Raw genomic sequence first — 18,720 nt, 5'->3', positions numbered from 1 at the left:
CTTTTATATTTTCTGAAAATTTGCTAAACTTGACAATCATAAGCATTGGGGGGAATTACACATGAAATATTATCATCCTTTGTTACTTACACCAGGACCAACACCTGTACCAGAACATATATTACACGCTACACAATTACCAATGGTCGGACATCGATCAAGTGATTTTGAAGCAATCGCAGAACAAGCTTTTAAATCACTTAAACCTATCTTTGGTTCTAAAAATGAGGTTATGATACTTACTTCAAGTGGAACCAGCGTACTTGAAGCGAGTATGCTAAATATAGCAAATCCAGATGATGACATCGTTGTAATTGTTTCTGGTGCATTTGGCAATAGATTTAAACAAATTGCAGAAACTTATTACGATAATGTACATATATTTGAAGTTGAATGGGGACAAGCGGTCAGTGTTCCTGACTTTATCGACTTTTTAAAATCTTTAAACACTGAAATCACAGCAGTCTTTAGTCAATATTGCGAGACTTCTACGGCTGTATTACATCCTGTTCATGAACTTGGCAAAGCATTAAACGACTTTGATTCATCGATATATTTTGTGGTTGATGGTGTTAGTTGTATTGGAGCTGTTGATGTAGATTTAGACCGGGATTATATCGATGTACTTGTTTCAGGTAGTCAAAAAGCAATTATGCTTCCACCCGGTCTCGGATTTGTAGCTTATAATAATCGTGCAAAAGAACGATTTAACGCAGTAGAAACGCCTAGATTTTATTTAGATTTAAATAAATATTTAAAATCATTGGCTGAACATTCAACACCTTTCACACCCAATGTATCTTTATTTAGAGGTGTAAACGCATACGCCGAACTAATCAATGCAGAAGGTTTAGATCAAGTTGTTGCTAGGCATTATGCGATAAGGGATGGATTAAGACAAGCATTGAAAGCATTAGATTTGGAATTATTGGTTCAAGATGTTTATGCGTCTCCTACTGTCACTGCGTTCACTCCAAAATCTAAAGATGAACTCAACTATATTAAGAGTGAATTAAAAAATAGATTTGCCATTACAATTGCTGGTGGCCAGGGTCATTTAAAAGGCCAAATATTACGTATTGGCCATATGGGGCAAATATCGCCTTTTGATATTTTACAAGTTGTATCAGCGTTAGAAATACTATTGTCAGAATTTAGAAATGAATCTTATGTTGGTAAAGCTATCACACAATATATGGAGGTCGTAAAAGCATATGTATAAAATTTTAGTTTCAGATCCAATTTCACCAGATGGTTTAAAAAATTTAACAGATCATGGCGATTTTAATGTCGACATTCAAACTGATTTGAATGAAACAGAATTAGCTGAAATCATTCCTAACTATGAGGGACTGATTGTACGTAGCCAAACACAAGTCACATCTAATATCATTGCTGCTGCACCAAACTTAAAAGTCATCGCACGTGCAGGTGTTGGTGTGGATAATATTGATGTAGAAGCTGCTACTAAACATGGTGTTATCGTTATTAATGCACCTGATGGGAATACAATTTCAGCTACTGAACATTCTATGGCAATGATTTTATCCATGGCACGTAACGTCCCTCAAGCCCACCAATCATTAAAAAATGGTAAATGGGATCGTAAAGCTTATAGAGGCACTGAACTTTATAATAAAACATTAGGTGTTATTGGTGCTGGGAGAATTGGAATCGGTGTAGCAAAACGTGCACAAAGCTTTGGTATGAACATACTTGCTTTTGATCCTTATCTGTCAGAAGACAAAGCTAAAGAACTTAATGTGACACGTGCTACAGTTGATGAAATTGCTGAACAAGCAGATTTTGTAACAGTGCATACACCGCTGACTCCAAAAACAAGAGGTATTGTAGATAAAGCATTTTTTGAAAAAGCAAAACCGACCCTTCAAATTATCAATGTTGCGCGCGGAGGTATCATTGATGAAGATGCGCTTGTCGAAGCATTAGATACTAATCAAATTCAGGGCGCTGCAATTGATGTATTTGAAAGCGAACCTGCAACTGAATCACCACTTGTTGCGCATGATAAAATCATCGTCACACCACACCTGGGTGCATCTACTGTTGAAGCACAAGAAAAAGTTGCAGTCTCCGTTGCCAATGAAATCATAGACATATTTGAACACGGTAATGTCGTTAATGCGATTAACGCACCAAAAATGTCCTTCAATGAAATTAATGATGAATTAAAGCCATATATTGAATTAAGTAAATTAACTGGTGAAGTAGGTATTCAATTATTGGAAAAAGCCCCTCGTGAGTTACAAATTAAATATAAAGGGGATATCGCACTGGATGATACAAGTTTACTTACTAGAACCCTTGTATCAGGTGTATTACGCCAAGATTTAGCAGAACGTGTCAACTTAATAAATGCCTTAGTATTACTAAATGAGCAAGGTGTATCATATAATATAGAAAAAGATACCAAACATCGTGGATTTAGCAATTATATTGAATTAACTTTAATTAATAAAGACACACAAATTAAAATTGGTGCAACTGTACTAAATGGCTATGGCCCAAGAATCGTACGTATTAATGAATACCCTGTTGATTTCAAACCTGAAAAACATCAATTGGTTATCAATCATAACGATAGACCAGGTATTGTAGGACGTACAGGTCAAATATTAGGTGAATACAATATCAATATCGCTTCTATGCATTTAGGACGCACCAACCAAGGTGGTAATGCGTTGATGATTTTATCGATTGATCATCCTGTAACACAAGATGTAATCGATGCTTTATATGAAATTGAAGGATTTAATCTAATAAGAAGTGTAGAATTAGATGTTGCAGCTAATGAAAATTACAATATTTAACAATAATAAACTGACAGGACAACAAAATGATTGTCCTGTCAACTTTTTATCAAGATACATTTAATTTGAACTATTATTAACTGTCTTATTCATATGAAATACTATTTAAGCGTCTGGACATAAATAGCAGAAAAATAAAGGCTGGGACTTAAATCCCCATTTTCAAAATAAGAGGGGCAATCCTTAATATGGATTGCCCCTCTTTATATTTAAAATACTACGATTTTAATCGTACATGCTTGCCTGAGGATATGGCTCGAGCCTGTAGTCTCTCACTCATATCATTCCCCCTGGCGTCAACACATTACAAAATCGATACAATGTATATTTTGTTATTCAAAAAATAAGGCATTTCGTATAATTTAATAAATTCACTAAAATTAACGAAGTGCCTTATGTATATAGATTACAACATGACTCAACTTACACTACCAATGGAAACTTCAATTCTTATTCCCACAAATGATATATCACGACATGTGAATGAAATCGTTGAAACAATCACTGAAAATGTAATCCATGCATTCAAAAAAACATCGTGGTGCTACTCATATCATCCAAAATGTTTATATATACGCTTTCGTTCAAGTAAACCTTGTAAATCATTAATGGTAATCATCTTTATCAAGATGTGATTATATACATTTATATTTCTTATATACCTCAATTGTCAACGTTTGTATTATAATAAGATATCTCGAATTTCACCAACATGATTGACAATATATTCAGCATCATAGCTTTCTAATTCCTCACGTGCATTTTGTCCTTTCAAACCGGTTAAAGGACCGATAAAAGTTGCGCCTATCTTTTTCGCACTTAATAAATCAGCTAATGAATCACCAACAATAAATACTTCATCTGGGTTTACACGATTTTCTTGATTTGTTGCATATTTTTTATAATGTTGCAAATCATTACCATCTAGCGTTGCTAAATAGCTAAATGGATTGGGTTTCCCTAGCGGCTTTAAATCAGGAAAATGTTCTTCTGCAATCAATACATCACTAGCAGTCACAATATGTAAATCGTCAAACAATGATTTAATCCCTAATGTTTCAAATGGAACGATTGTCTCAGTACGTGGTCGGCCTGTAGCAATGGCAATTTGGTAACCAGCCTCTTTTAAATCTTCTAACAATTGCTTGATTTCACTAACAGGTCTAAGCACTACCTCTTGATATATATAGCCTTTTTTAAAGTCAGTGCGCTGTTGTTTCTGTTCTACTTCATGATATAATTCGCAACCTAAATACCATTCCTGATATATTTCTTGTGCTAGCATCCAGAAAGGACTTTTCAACTCAAATAATTCAACATCTTTTGTATTTAACTGTACTTTTGCATGTTCAATTAATGCTTGATATATATTTTCTTTACCAGAACTTAAACCATCTAAAAATGAAAGTGGTAATTCAAAATTAAGCTCAATATCAGAAATATGATCACCGAGAAATTGTAGCGTTTTTTCACTAAAGCTTTTTGAATTCAATGCAATAGACAATTCCTCTTGAGTAAGTGATTTGCATAAGTCAATGTAATGTAATGCAATAACAATAAATAACATATCCCAGTTTGAATTCAACCCTAAAGATTTTAACTTTGTTAAGATCTCATCATGGTAAAAGACAATATCTCTTATTTCAGAAATTTGCTCGTCATCCAGTTCATGAAAATCTATAGATGGGTCAATAGCAATATAATCTTTACTCATTAACATTTCATAAACCGTTAATGCAGATACATCAAAGCACCTTTCTTCACTTAAAAACACACCATCAACATCAAATAATACCGACTTCATCTTAGTTCCTCTCCTTTAATCAGAAAATTCTGATACTAGTATATCGTACTATTTACATGTGAAAAGAGCAATGTATTTCCAAAAGATATATATATAGAAATATATTATTAATTTCATGAAATTAATTTGAAAATAAAATCACGCTTGAAAATGAAACGATAACATGTACTTATCGCTAATTTCCAAACGTGATTGTATGAATTGCTACAACTTTATAATAAAACTTTCAAACGACGTCTATCTAACTATGATCTTCTAGTTGCGCTTCCATTTCGTCTGCTACTTGTTGTACTTGCGTCCCAATGATAACTTGGGTGTTGTGTTTACCGCTTGTAGTAACACCTACTGCACCAGCACTTTTAATCTTAGTTTCATCAATAATACTATTATCATTGAGTTCCATACGTAAACGAGTAGCACAATTTGTTAAAGAAGTAATGTTTTCTTTGCCACCAAGACCTTCTACGATTTGACTTGCCGTTTTTGAATACTTATTTTTCTGTAACTCCCCTTCAGACTCAGCTGAATCTGCAGTGTCACCTGTTGTAGCTTCTTCTGATGTCGGGTCAGGTAGTAAGTTATCACCACGACCAGGTGTATTAAGTTTCAACCATTTTATTGCTAATCTAAATACAACATAATAAATCACAAAGAACACTACACCTTGAACCATTAACATCAGTGGATGATTTGCTACTGGATTAATCAAAGATAGTAAAAAGTCAATTAACCCCGCACTAAATGAGAACCCTGCTGTCCAGTGAAATAGCGCTGCAATAAACAGAGATAAACCAGTTAATAGTGCATGAATAACAAATAGTATTGGTGCTACAAACATAAATGAAAATTCGATTGGCTCAGTCACGCCAACGAAAAATGCTGAAATCGCTCCACCAAACATTAAGCCATAAACTCTTTTTTTCTGTTTTGTCTCAGCAGTATGATACATCGCTAATGCTGCTGCTGGAATCCCAAACATCATTACTGGGAAGAAACCAGCCATATAGCGTCCTGTGATACCTTGAACAGCACCATCACCTGTTTGGAATTTAGCGATATCATTAATACCTGCTAAATCAAACCAAAATACTGCATTCAATGCATGGTGTAATCCTGTCGGTATTAACAAACGGTTGAAAAAGCCATATAAAAATGCACCACCAGGACCTAAATCTAATATCCATGTTCCAAATGCAACAATTGCTGAGTACACAACTGGCCAAACAAACAACATAATAACCGCGATAAATATACTAAAGAATGCAGTTAAAATAGGTACCAAACGTTTACCACTAAAGAACGATAACGCTGTTGGCAGTTCTGTTTTACTAAATCTGTTATACGTATATGCAGCAACTAAACCGATAATCAAACCGATTAAGACGTTTTGATTATTCATTTGTTCGAACGCTTCATTTACTCCTGTTTCTTTTACACCCAATAATGGTGCTAATTTTTCAGGACTAAGCACGACGGTTGTTAAGAAGAAACCAACAGCTGCAGCAAGCGCCACTGCTCCGTCATTTTTTTTCGCCATACCTAAAGCGACCCCAATTGCAAATAATATTCCCAGTTGCCCTAGTATCGTTGAGCCTGCTGTTGAAAAGAACGCAGCTATGGTTGGCAATATACCAAGTGCTGTTAATGCATTACCAATACCAACGATAATAGCAGCTGCTGGTAACACTGCAACTGGCAACATGAGCGATCTTCCCAAACGTTGAAAGAAACTATACATAATCATTCCCCATTTCCCAATAAATTACCTAAAAAATCACCACATGTACAAAATGTCCACGTGGTGAATGAAAGCGTTATACTTGTTGTCATTGTACAGTTCCATAATAACACAAGTCTTATAAATTTCGTATATAAAATAAGATTCAAAATGAGTAAAATGAATTATTTATGTGCTACAGATGCATTTAATTCATTTTGTAATTGAATTGTTCTTTTTTCCAATTCTTTTGTTAAATATTCTAATTTTTCATTTCGTTTCATATCTTTTGGTAAATTTTTAGTGTCGATAGGTTCACCAAATTTAATAATTGATTTGCCTGTGATTAAGCCCTGAATTTTTTTGGGTCCAATATATGCCGCTGGTAAGATGGGTGCTTGCGCCATCATAGCAATTGTAACTGCACCTCGTTTCATCGGTGAACCTTCGTCATATTTCATACGATGGCCAGTTGGAAAAATACCAACTGTTTTATTTTCTTTTAATAATTTAATTGGCTTTTTCAACGTGCTTGGACCAGGATTTTCTCTGTCGACTGGAAAAGCATTAAGTGAACTTAAAAATCCACCGAACCACTTATTATTAAACAACTCTTTTTTGGCCATATAATGAATTTGATTTGGATAAATAGCCATACCTAACATAATGACTTCATTGTAACTTTCGTGAGTACAAGTGACGACATACCTATGTAATTGAGGAATATTTTCTTCCCCTTGCACTTCTAATGATTTACATATTTTACGTATAATTAAATTTAATATACTGCTAATAAATCTATACATTTTTCCACCTACTTTTTTCACCTTATATTACCTTATTGATTCTATCATTTAGTGCATTAATGAACAAGATAATTTATATTTCAGTCTAAAGTTGTATAGTGATATACTAGAAAAAGTTGGACAAAGCTTTCATAATAGGAGTTAAAGAATAAATCGGAGGTATAATATGTCAGATTTGAACAATGATCAAAATACAAACAATAAACAACCTGATGCGCAAACATCAAATTACAGCCGACCAACATTTAGTAAACGAACAAAACCAAAATTTCCATGGTTCAAAACTGTACTTGTTGCACTCATAGCTGGTATCATAGGTGCACTCATCGTCTTAGGTATTGGTAAAGTAATGGAAAATACAGTTTTGGAAGATAACGGTTCAACTGTTAAAGAAGCGAATAATAACAATAATGCTGGTAATTCATTAGATGGTAAAAGTGATAAGTATGATTCTGTGAATCAAATGATTACAGATGTGTCACCTGCAATTGTTGGTGTCATCAATATGCAAAAAGCTCAAAATTTAGATGACTTACTTAAAGGAAAATCTGCTAAATCAGAAGAAGCTGGCGTGGGTTCTGGCGTGATTTATCAAAAAAACAATGGATCCGCATATATTGTTACAAATAATCACGTAATCGATGGTGCTAGTGAAATTAAAGTACAATTACATAACTCTAATCAAGTAGATGCCAAATTAATAGGTAAAGATGCACTCACTGATATTGCTGTATTAAAAATTGATGATACCAAAGGTACAAAAGCGATAGACTTTGCAAATTCTTCTAAAGTAAAAACAGGTGACAGTGTATTTGCAATGGGTAACCCACTTGGTTTAGAATTCGCAAATTCTGTAACATCAGGTATTATTTCAGCAAGTGAACGTACCATTGATACGCAAACATCAGCAGGTGCGAACAAAGTAAATGTACTACAAACAGATGCAGCCATTAACCCTGGTAATTCTGGTGGTGCGTTAGTAGATTTAAATGGGAATTTAGTAGGTATAAATTCTATGAAAATAGCGAATGAACAAGTTGAAGGTATTGGTTTCGCTATACCTAGTAACGAAGTGAAAGTTACAATTAAGGAACTCGTTAAAAACGGAAAAATTGATCGCCCTTCTATCGGTATTGGTTTACTAAATTTAAGTGAAATACCAGATGAGTATAAAAAACAATTAAATACGGATAGAAAACAAGGTATATATGTAGCCAAAGTATATGCTGATAGTGGATTAAAAGAAGGCGATATTATTACAAAAATTGATGATGAAAAAGTCAAAGAAGATACAGAACTTCGCTCTTATTTATATGAACATAAAAAACCGGGGGATAATGTTAATTTAACAATTGAAAGAAAAGGTAAAACACAAAGTGTTGATGTAAAATTAACAGAACAAAAGTCTAATACCACAGACTCATCTAAAGAGGAAGCCGTCCCTTTTAATTAATAAAATGAGGTAATATGTTAAGAAAACAAGACACAAAACTTAATCTTTAAAAAAAGGAGTTTGGGACATCAATGATGTCCAGACTCCTTTATATTGTCAGTAGATGATAAAGTCCCACTACTCAATAAATTGAGTAGTGGGACTTATGCATGAGCTTAAGTTCTAATTTTTTCAAATGTAGTCTTCACTATTAGTGGTGGGACGACAAAATCATTTTAATAAAATTAGATTTCAGTTTCACTCACCTTTTATCTTTCAACTCTTACGATTAAAAATGTCCTTATTTATAATTAATCATAAAGTATTTTTTCTTACCTCTACGCACAATTGTAAATGCATTATCGATCTTATCTTCATCTGACAATTCATAATTTACATCTTGTTGTCTTTCACCGTTTATATAAATCGCACCATTATTTATGTCTTCACGTGCTTGTCTTTTAGATGAAGATATGCCCGTTTCAACAATGGCTTCAACAATGTTCGAAGTCGTGTGGTTTAAGTCAACTTGTGGTACATCTTTAAATCCTTCTTTTAATTCTTTAGCTGAAAGTGATTTCAAATCACCTGAAAATAACGCTTGTGAAATTCTAATTGCATCATCTAATGCATCTTGGCCATGAATAAATCTAGTTACATTTTCAGCTAATGCTTTTTGTGCTTCTCGTAAATGCGGTGCTTCTTGCAATGATTTTTCTAAATCATTTATTTCTGCTTTACTTAAAAATGTGAAGTATTTTAAAAATTTAATAACATCTTCATCTGTTGAATTAATCCAAAATTGGTAGAATTCATAAGGACTTGTTTTGTCAGCATCTAACCATACTGCTCCACCTTCTGTTTTACCAAATTTTTTACCATCAGATTTAACTACTAGAGGAATCGTTAGACCAAATGCTTCATTTTCTCCATACATACGACGCATGAGTTCAATACCACTAGTGATATTGCCCCATTGGTCTGAACCACCCACTTGAATTTTACAATTGTATGTTTGATTAAGATGTCCGAAATCAATTGCTTGTAAAATTGTGTAAGTAAATTCTGTAAATGAAATACCGTGTTCTAAACGCGTTTGAATAGAATCTTTGCCTAGCATGTAATTTACACCGACATGTTTACCATAATCACGTAAAAATTCAATTAATGATATTTGTCCAAGCCAATCTTTATTATTAACTAGTTTTGCACCTTTATTTGTGTCAAATTCAAAAATTTTATGCATTTGTTTACTAATACCTTGTACATTGGTTTCAACTTGTTCCTCAGTTTGTAACTTTCTTTCTTCTGATTTACCAGATGGGTCACCTATCATTCCAGTACCGCCACCAATTAACACAAGTGGTCGATGACCATGCTCTTGAAAACGACGTAAAGTTAAGAACGGCAATAAATGACCAATGTGTAAACTATCTGCAGTTGGATCGGCACCACAGTATAACGTAACTTGTTCTTTATTTAATAAATTTTCAATACCTGTTTCATCCGTTTGTTGATAAATTAAGCCTCTCCATTTTAATTCTTCAATTAATGCATTTGTCATGATATCAACCTCCTAATTAAATATTGATAAAGTTTTGAATAGGCTTTATTTGCATCACTTCTATGATTCAAGAAAATAATCTCAGAAAATGCAAAAAAGCGCCCTTACATAATTATGTAAGGGCGCATATGCACGGTACCACCATACTTTAAGTCAAACAACTTTATTAATGATACGTTCATTAACTAAAACGTTTGGATAATTACGCTATAAAGGTGTATTCATATAAAGACCAACGTTAGTTCGCAGCAATCACTAACTCTCTGAAGATGATACAATATATTACTTCTCCTCTATCCAAAAACGATATCGAATTGATATTAATTATATTTAATTCTATTTTAAAAGTCAACACTCTGTATTATGTTATAATACTGTTTAGCTAAGGAGGACCACTATGGAAAAACAGACGTTTGATATAGACAATCATAAAAATAAACAACTTACTAGACTGGAACAGTTTGAATTTATTTATAAAAAAATCAAACACTTTTTCGTAGGTTTGTTTTTCATATTTAGCTGTTCTTTGGTTATCTTACTCGCAATATCTGTACTTTATTTTCAAAATTTAACAAAAGAAGCAACGCATATGTCAGATAATGAATTAAAACATAAATTATTAAATGTGTCTGGTAATGAAGATATTGATTATAAAAGTGATAACATTTTATCAGAATATAACAATTCTATTAATACACTTATCGTTGGTCCAAAACATGTTAATAGTAATGTGATCAAAGCATTAACCGCTTCAGAAGACAGCTTGTTCTTTCAACATAATGGTATTTTACCTAAAGCCGTTTTAAGGGCGATTGGTCAAGATATATTTAATTCGATGGATGCTACGGGCGGTAGTACAATTACACAACAACTTGTTAAAAATCAAGTTTTAACCAATAAAAAAACATATAACCGAAAAGCAAATGAACTAGTACTCTCAATGCGTGCTGAAAAAATACTGACTAAAGATGAAATTTTATATACATATTTAAATATTGTTCCTTTTGGTCGTGATTATAATGGCACAAATATTTCTGGGATAGGTTCAGCTGCTTATAGTATTTTTGGCAAACCTGCTGAGGATTTGAATATTGCTGAATCTGCTTATTTAGTTGGGTTATTACAAAGCCCCTACTATTACACACCCTATAATGAAGATGGCTCACTTAAACCTAGTGATCAAATCCAAGTCAGTTTAAATAGACAGCATTATGTATTAAAACGTATGTTAGTAGAAGATGAAATTACCCTTTATGATTATAGACGTGCAGAAAATTATGATATTAAATCTCATTTAATGACTAAATAAAATTATTCATTAATATATTTTACCAAAGTAAAGACTAATCCTACGTAAATGAGTTAGTTTTTATATCTCTAAGATAAACAACATTGCACATAGAAAAACACTTTCGAATGATTCATTTAAAACGAATCCAACGAAAGTGTTTTTATTTAGTCTCACTGATTGAGGTCAGTTTCGTTATAAATTGACCCCTATTTTAAAGTCAGAAATCGTTAGGCCTTTTTCTAAACTTTTTAAACAAATATTTAGAATAAACCAACTGCATGTCCATCATCTGTAACATCCATTTTTAATGCGGCAGGTTGTTTAGGTAAACCAGGCATTGTCATTATTGCACCAGTCAGTGCGACAATAAACCCTGCACCTGTTTTCGCTTCTAATTCACGGATTGTAATTTCAAAACCTTCAGGTGCACCTAATAACGTTGCATCATCTGAAAATGAATATTGTGTTTTGGCCATACATACAGGATAATGATCCCAACCATTTTCTTTAAATTGTTTTAATTGTTTTTGAGCTTTACTACTAAATGTTACTTTGCTACCGCCGTAAATTTCTTTTACGATTGTTTCAATTTTATCTTCTAATGGTTGCTCTAGTTCATATAAATGTTTGAAATCTTGTGGTTGTTCGATCACTTCTAACACTTCGTTAGCTAAATCGATACCACCTTTACCACCTTTTTCCCAAACTTCTGTTAAAGCTAGTCGTACACCATTTTCTTTTGCCCATTCTTGAACAAATTTAGTTTCTGCATCTGTATCGTGAATAAATGCATTTAATGCAATCACTGGTTCTAACCCATATTTTTTCACGTTATTTACATGGCGTTCTAAGTTTACAATTCCTGCTTTTAATGCATCAACGTTTTCTTCTTTAAGGTTGTCTTTTGCAACGCCGCCATGCATTTTAATCGCGCGAATCGTAGCTACTACTACGACTGCTGATGGTTCAAATCCTGCTTCACGTGCCTTGATATTAATAAATTTCTCAGCACCTAAATCTGAGCCAAAGCCTGCTTCTGTTACGACAATATCAGCTAATTCTCTTGCTGTTTGAGTAGCAAGAATTGAGTTACAACCATGTGCAATATTTGCAAATGGGCCACCGTGTACTAATGCAGGTGTACCTTCAATCGTTTGGACTAAATTTGGTTTGATTGCGTCTTTAAGTATCATTGCTAATGCACCTTCAACTTTTAAATCCGCAACAGTGACAGGTTTACGATCTCTTGTATAACCTACTGTAATTTTGCTGATTTTAGATTTTAAATCTTGAATATCATTAGCTAAACATAAAATTGCCATAATTTCTGAAGCCACTGTAATATTGAAACCATCTTCACGTGGTACACCTTGCGTTGGCCCACCTAATCCTACGATCACATTTCTTAGTGCACGATCATTCATGTCTAAAACGCGTTTCCACTCAATTCTTCTTTGGTCAATGCCTAAGTCATTGCCTTGATGAATATGGTTATCAATAAATGCTGATAAAGCATTGTTCGCTGTAGTAATCGCATGGAAATCACCATTAAAATGCAAGTTAATATCTTCCATCGGTAACACTTGAGCGTATCCGCCACCTGTCGCTCCACCTTTAATACCAAACGTTGGTCCTAAAGCTGGTTCACGTAATGCAACCATTACATTTTTCTTTAATTGGTTAAATGCATCAGACAAACCAACAGTAACTGTTGATTTCCCCTCACCAGCTGGTGTTGGGCTCATAGCTGTTACTAATACGACTTTCCCTTTGTTATCTTTTTGTTTAACTTGGTTAATATCTATCTTAGCCTTATAGTGTCCATATGGTTCTAAAGCATCTGCTGGAATACCTACTTTTTCAGCTATGTCCCCTATAGGTTGTAATGTTGATTGATTAGCAATATCTAAGTCTGATAAATGTGCCAAATTCATTCGCCCCTTCTTTTATAAATTTTAATCACTTTTAAAAATCAAATTTCAATCAGTGAGTCAAAATTCCTTACATATTCATAATAACCAAATAATGTTGTGTTGTCGATTAATAGAGATAACGCTTTCAAAATAATAAGCTACTTTTGTAAAATTATGATATACATTTATACTCATATTGTTTTATTACACTAAAAACTCCTTTATTTCAAAATTTTAAGCAAAGTTAAAACCTATCAATAAAGGAGTGTTTTTAGCAAGTTTTGCATGTGAAATAAAACTTTAACACTTTGTATTTAATTAATCTTCCATCGTACTTAAGTCGCCTTCTGGCAAGTCAAGTTCCCATGCTTTTAGTACGCGACGCATAATTTTACCTGAACGTGTTTTCGGTAATTTTTCTTTAAATTCTATTTCACGTGGTGCAGCATGTGCAGCTAAACCTTCTTTAACAAACTTACGAATTTCTTCTTTCAACTCATCACTTTCCTCAAATTCAGGGCGTAACGCAACAAATGCTTTAATAATTTCACCGCGTACAGGATCTGGTTTACCAATGACGCCTGCTTCTGCAACTGCTTCGTGCTCCACTAATTTCGATTCTACTTCAAATGGACCTACGCGTTCACCAGCAGTCATGATTACATCATCTACACGACCTTGGAACCAGAAATATCCTTCTTCGTCTTTATAAGCTGAGTCTCCAGATACATACCAGTCACCAATGAAATACGATTCATATTTTTCAGGATTATTCCAAATAGAAATCATCATGGATGGCCAACCTTTTTTAATTGCCAAATTACCCATGCGATTAGGAGGTAATTCATTACCTTGATCATCTACAATTGATGCCTCAATACCTGGTAATGGTTTACCCATTGAACCTAATTTCACATCCATCGAAGGATAGTTTACAATCATATGGCCACCTGTTTCAGTCATCCACCAAGTATCTAGCACACGCAGTCCAAATACATCTTTTGCCCATTTAATGACTTCAGGGTTTAATGGTTCTCCGACAGATAAAATACTCTTTAATGATGACAAGTCATATTTTTCAACAATATCATCACCAGCACTCATTAACATTCTTAATGCTGTTGGAGCCGTATACCATATAGTCACTTTAAATTCTTCTATCATACCATACCATGCTTCAGGAGAAAATCTACCTCCCGCAATACAATTCGTAACGCCGTTTAACCAAGGGCTAAATATACCATAAGATGTTCCAGTGACCCATCCTGGATCTGCTGTACACCAATACACATCATCATCTTTAAAATCAAGTACATATTTACCTGAAATATAATGTACTAACATCGCTTTTTGCGCATGTAATACACCTTTAGGTTGACCAGTTGAGCCTGATGTATAATGTAAAATCAAACCATCATCTAAATCTAACCATTCCGTTTCAAATTGATCACTCGCTTGTTCAAATTCACTATTGAAATCTACATATGCACCATCTACATCATTATCAACTACAATGATTGTTTCTAAATTTGGTAACTTATCTACAGGTATTCTTGGCAATAAACTGTTAGTAGTAACTATTACTTTTGCCTCACTATTTTCTAGTCTATCCCCAACAGCTTTTTCCATAAATGCTTCAAATAATGGGCCTACAATTGCACCTATTTTCAAAATACCAAATAACGCAAAATAAATTTCAGGTGTTCTTGGCATAAAAATAAATACACGATCACCTTTTTCAACGTTGGCTTTATCTTTTAAAACATTTGCAGCTTTATTTGATTTTGATTTCATTTCACTGAAAGTATAACTTTCTTGTCGCTGATCATCTTTATAATGAAGTGCAACTTTTTCTCCTTTACCTTCATCCACATGGCGATCGATACATTCATGCGCCATATTCACTTTACCTGTGTCATACCATGAAAATGCTTTTTCGACCTCTTTCCAATCAAAGTTGTTGTATTGTTTCTCATAGTTTTGAAGGTTAAAATTTCCTTCTTCCCCTTTATATACTTCTACTTTCATTCTAAATCCCCCTCTTAATGAAATCGAATGCTTAATGCATATTATAACTAACAAATTCACAATTTTCAAAATAATTAGTGTAAACGGATACATTTTCGTGTTAATTTCCTCCGAAATCACTTATACTAAAAGTATTAAAGGGTGAATATGACATTCATCTACAGTCGTTTGGAGTGAAAAAATGGAACATATAAAAACGTATCAATTTCAAACATTTCATTTGGACGAAGGTACATTTATAATAGAAGGCCCTGTCTCTAGAGAAAATCTTGAACTTATGACTTTTGATGATGGACTTTCTGCTTTTCGACAACCTAACGATCAATTTATAGCTATAAAAGAAATTAGTGAATTAAAAGAAGGTAGAATTTTTGTGATTAGAAAGCATGACCATATTGTAGGTTATGTCACTTATCACTATCCTGATCCATTAGAACGTTGGTCTGATGGTAACCTTGAGTATTTAATTGAACTGGGTGCGATAGAAATCAGTTTACCTTATCGACATTTACATTTAGGCAGTAAACTCATTCGTTTAAGTTTGGCGGCTTATGAATATGAAGATTATATCGTTTTAACTACTGAGTATTATTGGCATTGGGATTTAAAAAATTCTGGTCTAGATGTTTTTGCTTATAAAAAATTAATGCAAAAATTAATGGGTTATGGGGGCCTAGAAATTTTTGCTACAGATGATCCTGAAATCACTAGTCATCCAGCAAATTGTTTAATGGCAAGAATAGGTGCACGCATTTCCATTGATCAATTACAAGCATTCGATGATTTAAGATACAAGAATCGCTTTTTCTTTTAAAGGGGAGTTAAATCAATATGAGCAATACCCAAAAAACTGGTTTTGTTTATTCAAACGAAATCTTACAATACCGTTTTAGTAATCAACATCCTTTCAATCAAATGAGATTGAAACTGACAACTGAACTATTAAGTGATTTAGGTTATTTAAAACCTGAACACATTGTTAAACCGCGAATCGCTACAGATGACGAATTAAATTTGATTCATAGCTATGATTATATACAATCTATTAGACGTGCATCACATGGCATTTTAAATGACAATGAAGCCAAGAAATATGGCTTAGATGGAAGCGATACACTACAGTTTAGAATGATGCATAAACACAGTGCACGCATTGTGGGTGGTGCCCTTAATTTAGCTGATAAAATTATGGACGGTACATTCACCAATGGTTGCCATTTAGGTGGTGGATTACATCATAGTTTGCCAGGTCGTGCCAATGGTTTCTGCATATACAATGATGTGGCAATTACGATTGCTTATCTCATCAAGCATTATGATTTACGAGTAATGTGTATAGATACAGATGCACATCATGGGGATGGAACACAATGGAGCTTTTACACTAACAACGATGCATTAATTTATTCTATACATGAAACAGGCAAATTTTTATTCCCTGGTTCGGGAAACTATACAGAACGCGGCAATGAACAAGGCTTCGGTTATACCGTCAATATACCACTTGAACCCTACACAGAAGATGATTCTTATCTAGAAGTCTTAAATGAAACATTAGAACCTGTGGTTGCCTCTTTCAAACCTGATATCATTGTGAGTGTGCACGGTGTAGATATTCATTATTTAGACCCACTCACACATATGAGTTGTACATTAAATGCACTATATGAAATCCCCTATAAAATTAAAGCATTAGCAGATAAATATACTGATGGAAAAGTAATTATGTTTGGTGGTGGTGGTTACAATATTTGGAAAGTTGTACCTAGGGCATGGACGCATGTTTTTTTAGCATTAATTGGTGAACAACAACAGCAAGGCGAATTACCTGAAAAGTGGATTGCTAAGTGGACACCCTATGCTACTTGTGAATTACCTACAACTTGGAAAGACCAAAAACTAGATTATCAATTAATACCTAGACGTAAAGAAATTACAGAAATCAATATGAAACATGCAACTCAAGTATTAAGTTGGTTTAAATAACATTGGTATTCATTATTTTATTACATAAAAATACAGACATGATAAAGCCCCACTACTCAGTTCGTTGAGTTAGTGGGGCTATTGCACGAGTTGCAGCTCAGGTGACACTTAAATCCTGTTCATTCTTACTTAACTCGGACAACGAAATCATGTTACATAAAATTTATGTCCAAATTCTGCTGTTTTATTAACTTTATTTTGTAGTACCTCTGTATTCAATTCTATGTGGTAAAATCACATTAGGTTCATCAATTTCTTCTTCGTTCATATATTTGGTTAATAATCTCATTCCCACTGCACCAATGTCATACAACGGCTGAATCACACTTGATAATTGTGGTCTAACCATTTCAACTAAACGTGTGTTATTAAAACTAACAATTTGTAAATCATCTGGAACAGTTACACCTTCATCTTGTGCTGCATGAACTAAACCAATTGCTTGTTCATCACTAATTGATAAAATAGCATCTGGTTTAGTAGATTTTAATGCACCAAATGCACGTAAACCATCTTTATAGGTCTCATTGCCATTGAAAACTAATTGTTCATCTAATGTTAATTGATTTTCTGATAAAACCTCTTTTAATCCTTCTAACACATCTTCTTGTGCCTTTTTGGAATAGTCTCCGCCTACAAAAGCAAATCGTTTTGCTCCTTTTTCTATTAAGTGCGCTGTGATTTCTTTTGCAGCTGTTTGGAAATCGATATTGACAGATGAAATTCCTTCATCTTTACCGTTCGTACCTGACACGACTACTGGTACAGATGATTTATTAATCAATTCTTTAATTTCTTCTGATATCGTTCCACCTAAAAAGATAATACCATCTACTTGTTTACTTAATAAATTATTAAAAATTTCTTTCTCTTTGCCAGGGTCATTATCAGAATTCGATATGATTGAGTGATATTTGTACATTGTAGCAATATCTTCTAAACCACGTGCGAGTTGTGAATAATAGACATTTGAAATATCTGGGATGATTACCCCAACAGTCGTCGTACGTTTACTTGCTAATCCTCTTGCTACTGCGTTGGGACGATAACTCAACTTTTTAATAACTTCGTTCACTTTGTCTCGTGTTTCCGGTTTTACATTTTGGTTACCATTTACGACACGCGAAACAGTAGCCATAGATACCCTTGCTTCTCTAGCTACATCATAAATTGTTACAGTCATAAACTTCCTCCTTGAAAGCGATTTCTTTATTATTATACTCTGTTTTCATAACATTTTCAAAGTTTACCATATTTTTCGCAAATGTAAAATCATTTTGATTTGAATGTCATAATAATGTCAATTTCATAATAATTTATTAAATCTTATTTAAGTATATGTTTTTAT

General features: G+C 33.5%; 13 protein-coding genes and 1 pseudogene. 7 read left to right on the top strand and 7 right to left on the bottom strand.

The genetic code is table 11. The features are described 5' to 3' along the window. Positions 1-61: 61 nt before the first annotated feature. From KA833_RS08025 to KA833_RS14090, 3 genes and pseudogenes are all read left to right on the top strand, one after another. Positions 62-1,222, top strand: a complete 1,161-nt coding sequence (locus KA833_RS08025) for a pyridoxal-phosphate-dependent aminotransferase family protein (protein WP_064208837.1) — start codon at positions 62-64, stop codon at positions 1,220-1,222. Next, entirely contained in the window at positions 1,215-2,831 is a 1,617-nt protein-coding gene (gene serA / locus KA833_RS08020; RefSeq protein WP_210128441.1) for a phosphoglycerate dehydrogenase, read from the top strand. The genes KA833_RS08025 and serA overlap by 8 nt, the downstream gene beginning before the upstream one ends. A gap of 395 nt (positions 2,832-3,226) precedes the next feature. Then, positions 3,227-3,400, top strand: a pseudogene (locus KA833_RS14090) (IS5/IS1182 family transposase); the annotation flags it as partial. Between the two features lie 113 nt (positions 3,401-3,513). Here the strand turns inward: KA833_RS14090 and KA833_RS08015 are convergent. The 3 genes from KA833_RS08015 to KA833_RS08005 form a co-directional block, all read right to left on the bottom strand. Next, positions 3,514-4,635, bottom strand: coding sequence for an HAD family hydrolase (locus KA833_RS08015; protein ID WP_210128440.1), 1,122 nt, complete (start codon positions 4,633-4,635; stop codon positions 3,514-3,516). A gap of 241 nt (positions 4,636-4,876) precedes the next feature. Then, on the bottom strand, positions 4,877-6,373 hold the full coding sequence (gene nagE / locus KA833_RS08010) for an N-acetylglucosamine-specific PTS transporter subunit IIBC (protein ID WP_046206840.1): 1,497 nt from the start codon (positions 6,371-6,373) through the stop codon (positions 4,877-4,879). A gap of 164 nt (positions 6,374-6,537) precedes the next feature. Next, on the bottom strand, positions 6,538-7,158 hold the full coding sequence (locus KA833_RS08005; RefSeq protein ID WP_046206839.1) for a lysophospholipid acyltransferase family protein: 621 nt from the start codon (positions 7,156-7,158) through the stop codon (positions 6,538-6,540). Positions 7,159-7,324: 166 nt separating this feature from the next. Here KA833_RS08005 and KA833_RS08000 point away from each other — a divergent pair, with 166 nt between their 5' ends. Next, positions 7,325-8,611, top strand: a complete 1,287-nt coding sequence (locus KA833_RS08000) for a S1C family serine protease (RefSeq protein WP_210128439.1) — start codon at positions 7,325-7,327, stop codon at positions 8,609-8,611. 280 nt (positions 8,612-8,891) lie between these two features. On the opposite strand, the gene tyrS is transcribed toward KA833_RS08000, so the two are convergent. Next, complete coding sequence (gene tyrS / locus KA833_RS07995) at positions 8,892-10,154, bottom strand: tyrosine--tRNA ligase (protein ID WP_064208832.1); 1,263 nt, start codon at positions 10,152-10,154, stop codon at positions 8,892-8,894. 397 nt (positions 10,155-10,551) lie between these two features. On the opposite strand from tyrS, the gene KA833_RS07990 reads away from it, so the two are divergent. Then, complete coding sequence (locus KA833_RS07990; RefSeq protein WP_064208831.1) at positions 10,552-11,463, top strand: biosynthetic peptidoglycan transglycosylase; 912 nt, start codon at positions 10,552-10,554, stop codon at positions 11,461-11,463. A gap of 242 nt (positions 11,464-11,705) precedes the next feature. Here KA833_RS07990 and KA833_RS07985 read toward each other — a convergent pair whose 3' ends face one another. Then, positions 11,706-13,373 carry a formate--tetrahydrofolate ligase gene (locus KA833_RS07985; RefSeq protein WP_046206835.1) on the bottom strand — a complete coding sequence of 556 codons (1,668 nt, stop codon included), beginning with the start codon at positions 13,371-13,373 and terminating at the stop codon, positions 11,706-11,708. Positions 13,374-13,676: 303 nt separating this feature from the next. Continuing rightward, positions 13,677-15,386 (bottom strand): acetate--CoA ligase, encoded by a 1,710-nt coding sequence (gene acsA, locus KA833_RS07980; protein WP_210128438.1) that lies wholly within the window; start codon positions 15,384-15,386, stop codon positions 13,677-13,679. 181 nt (positions 15,387-15,567) lie between these two features. Between acsA and KA833_RS07975 the strand changes: the two genes are divergently transcribed. Together KA833_RS07975 and KA833_RS07970 are read left to right on the top strand one after the other, a co-directional pair. After that, on the top strand, positions 15,568-16,200 hold the full coding sequence (locus KA833_RS07975; protein ID WP_210128437.1) for a GNAT family N-acetyltransferase: 633 nt from the start codon (positions 15,568-15,570) through the stop codon (positions 16,198-16,200). 17 nt (positions 16,201-16,217) lie between these two features. Continuing rightward, positions 16,218-17,372: an acetoin utilization protein AcuC gene (locus KA833_RS07970; RefSeq protein ID WP_064208830.1), complete on the top strand. Its 1,155-nt coding sequence runs from the start codon at positions 16,218-16,220 to the stop codon at positions 17,370-17,372. A gap of 193 nt (positions 17,373-17,565) precedes the next feature. Here the strand turns inward: KA833_RS07970 and ccpA are convergent, their stop codons facing one another. Then, positions 17,566-18,555: a catabolite control protein A gene (ccpA, locus tag KA833_RS07965; protein WP_192945927.1), complete on the bottom strand. Its 990-nt coding sequence runs from the start codon at positions 18,553-18,555 to the stop codon at positions 17,566-17,568. Between the last annotated feature and the right edge of the window lie 165 nt (positions 18,556-18,720).

Origin of the sequence: Staphylococcus sp. GDY8P67P, assembly GCF_017892545.1 — a bacterium.
GTDB lineage: Bacteria > Bacillota > Bacilli > Staphylococcales > Staphylococcaceae > Staphylococcus > Staphylococcus ureilyticus.
The sequence above is the reverse complement of the archived record's forward strand: the minus strand, read 5'-3'. Positions and strand labels throughout refer to the sequence as shown.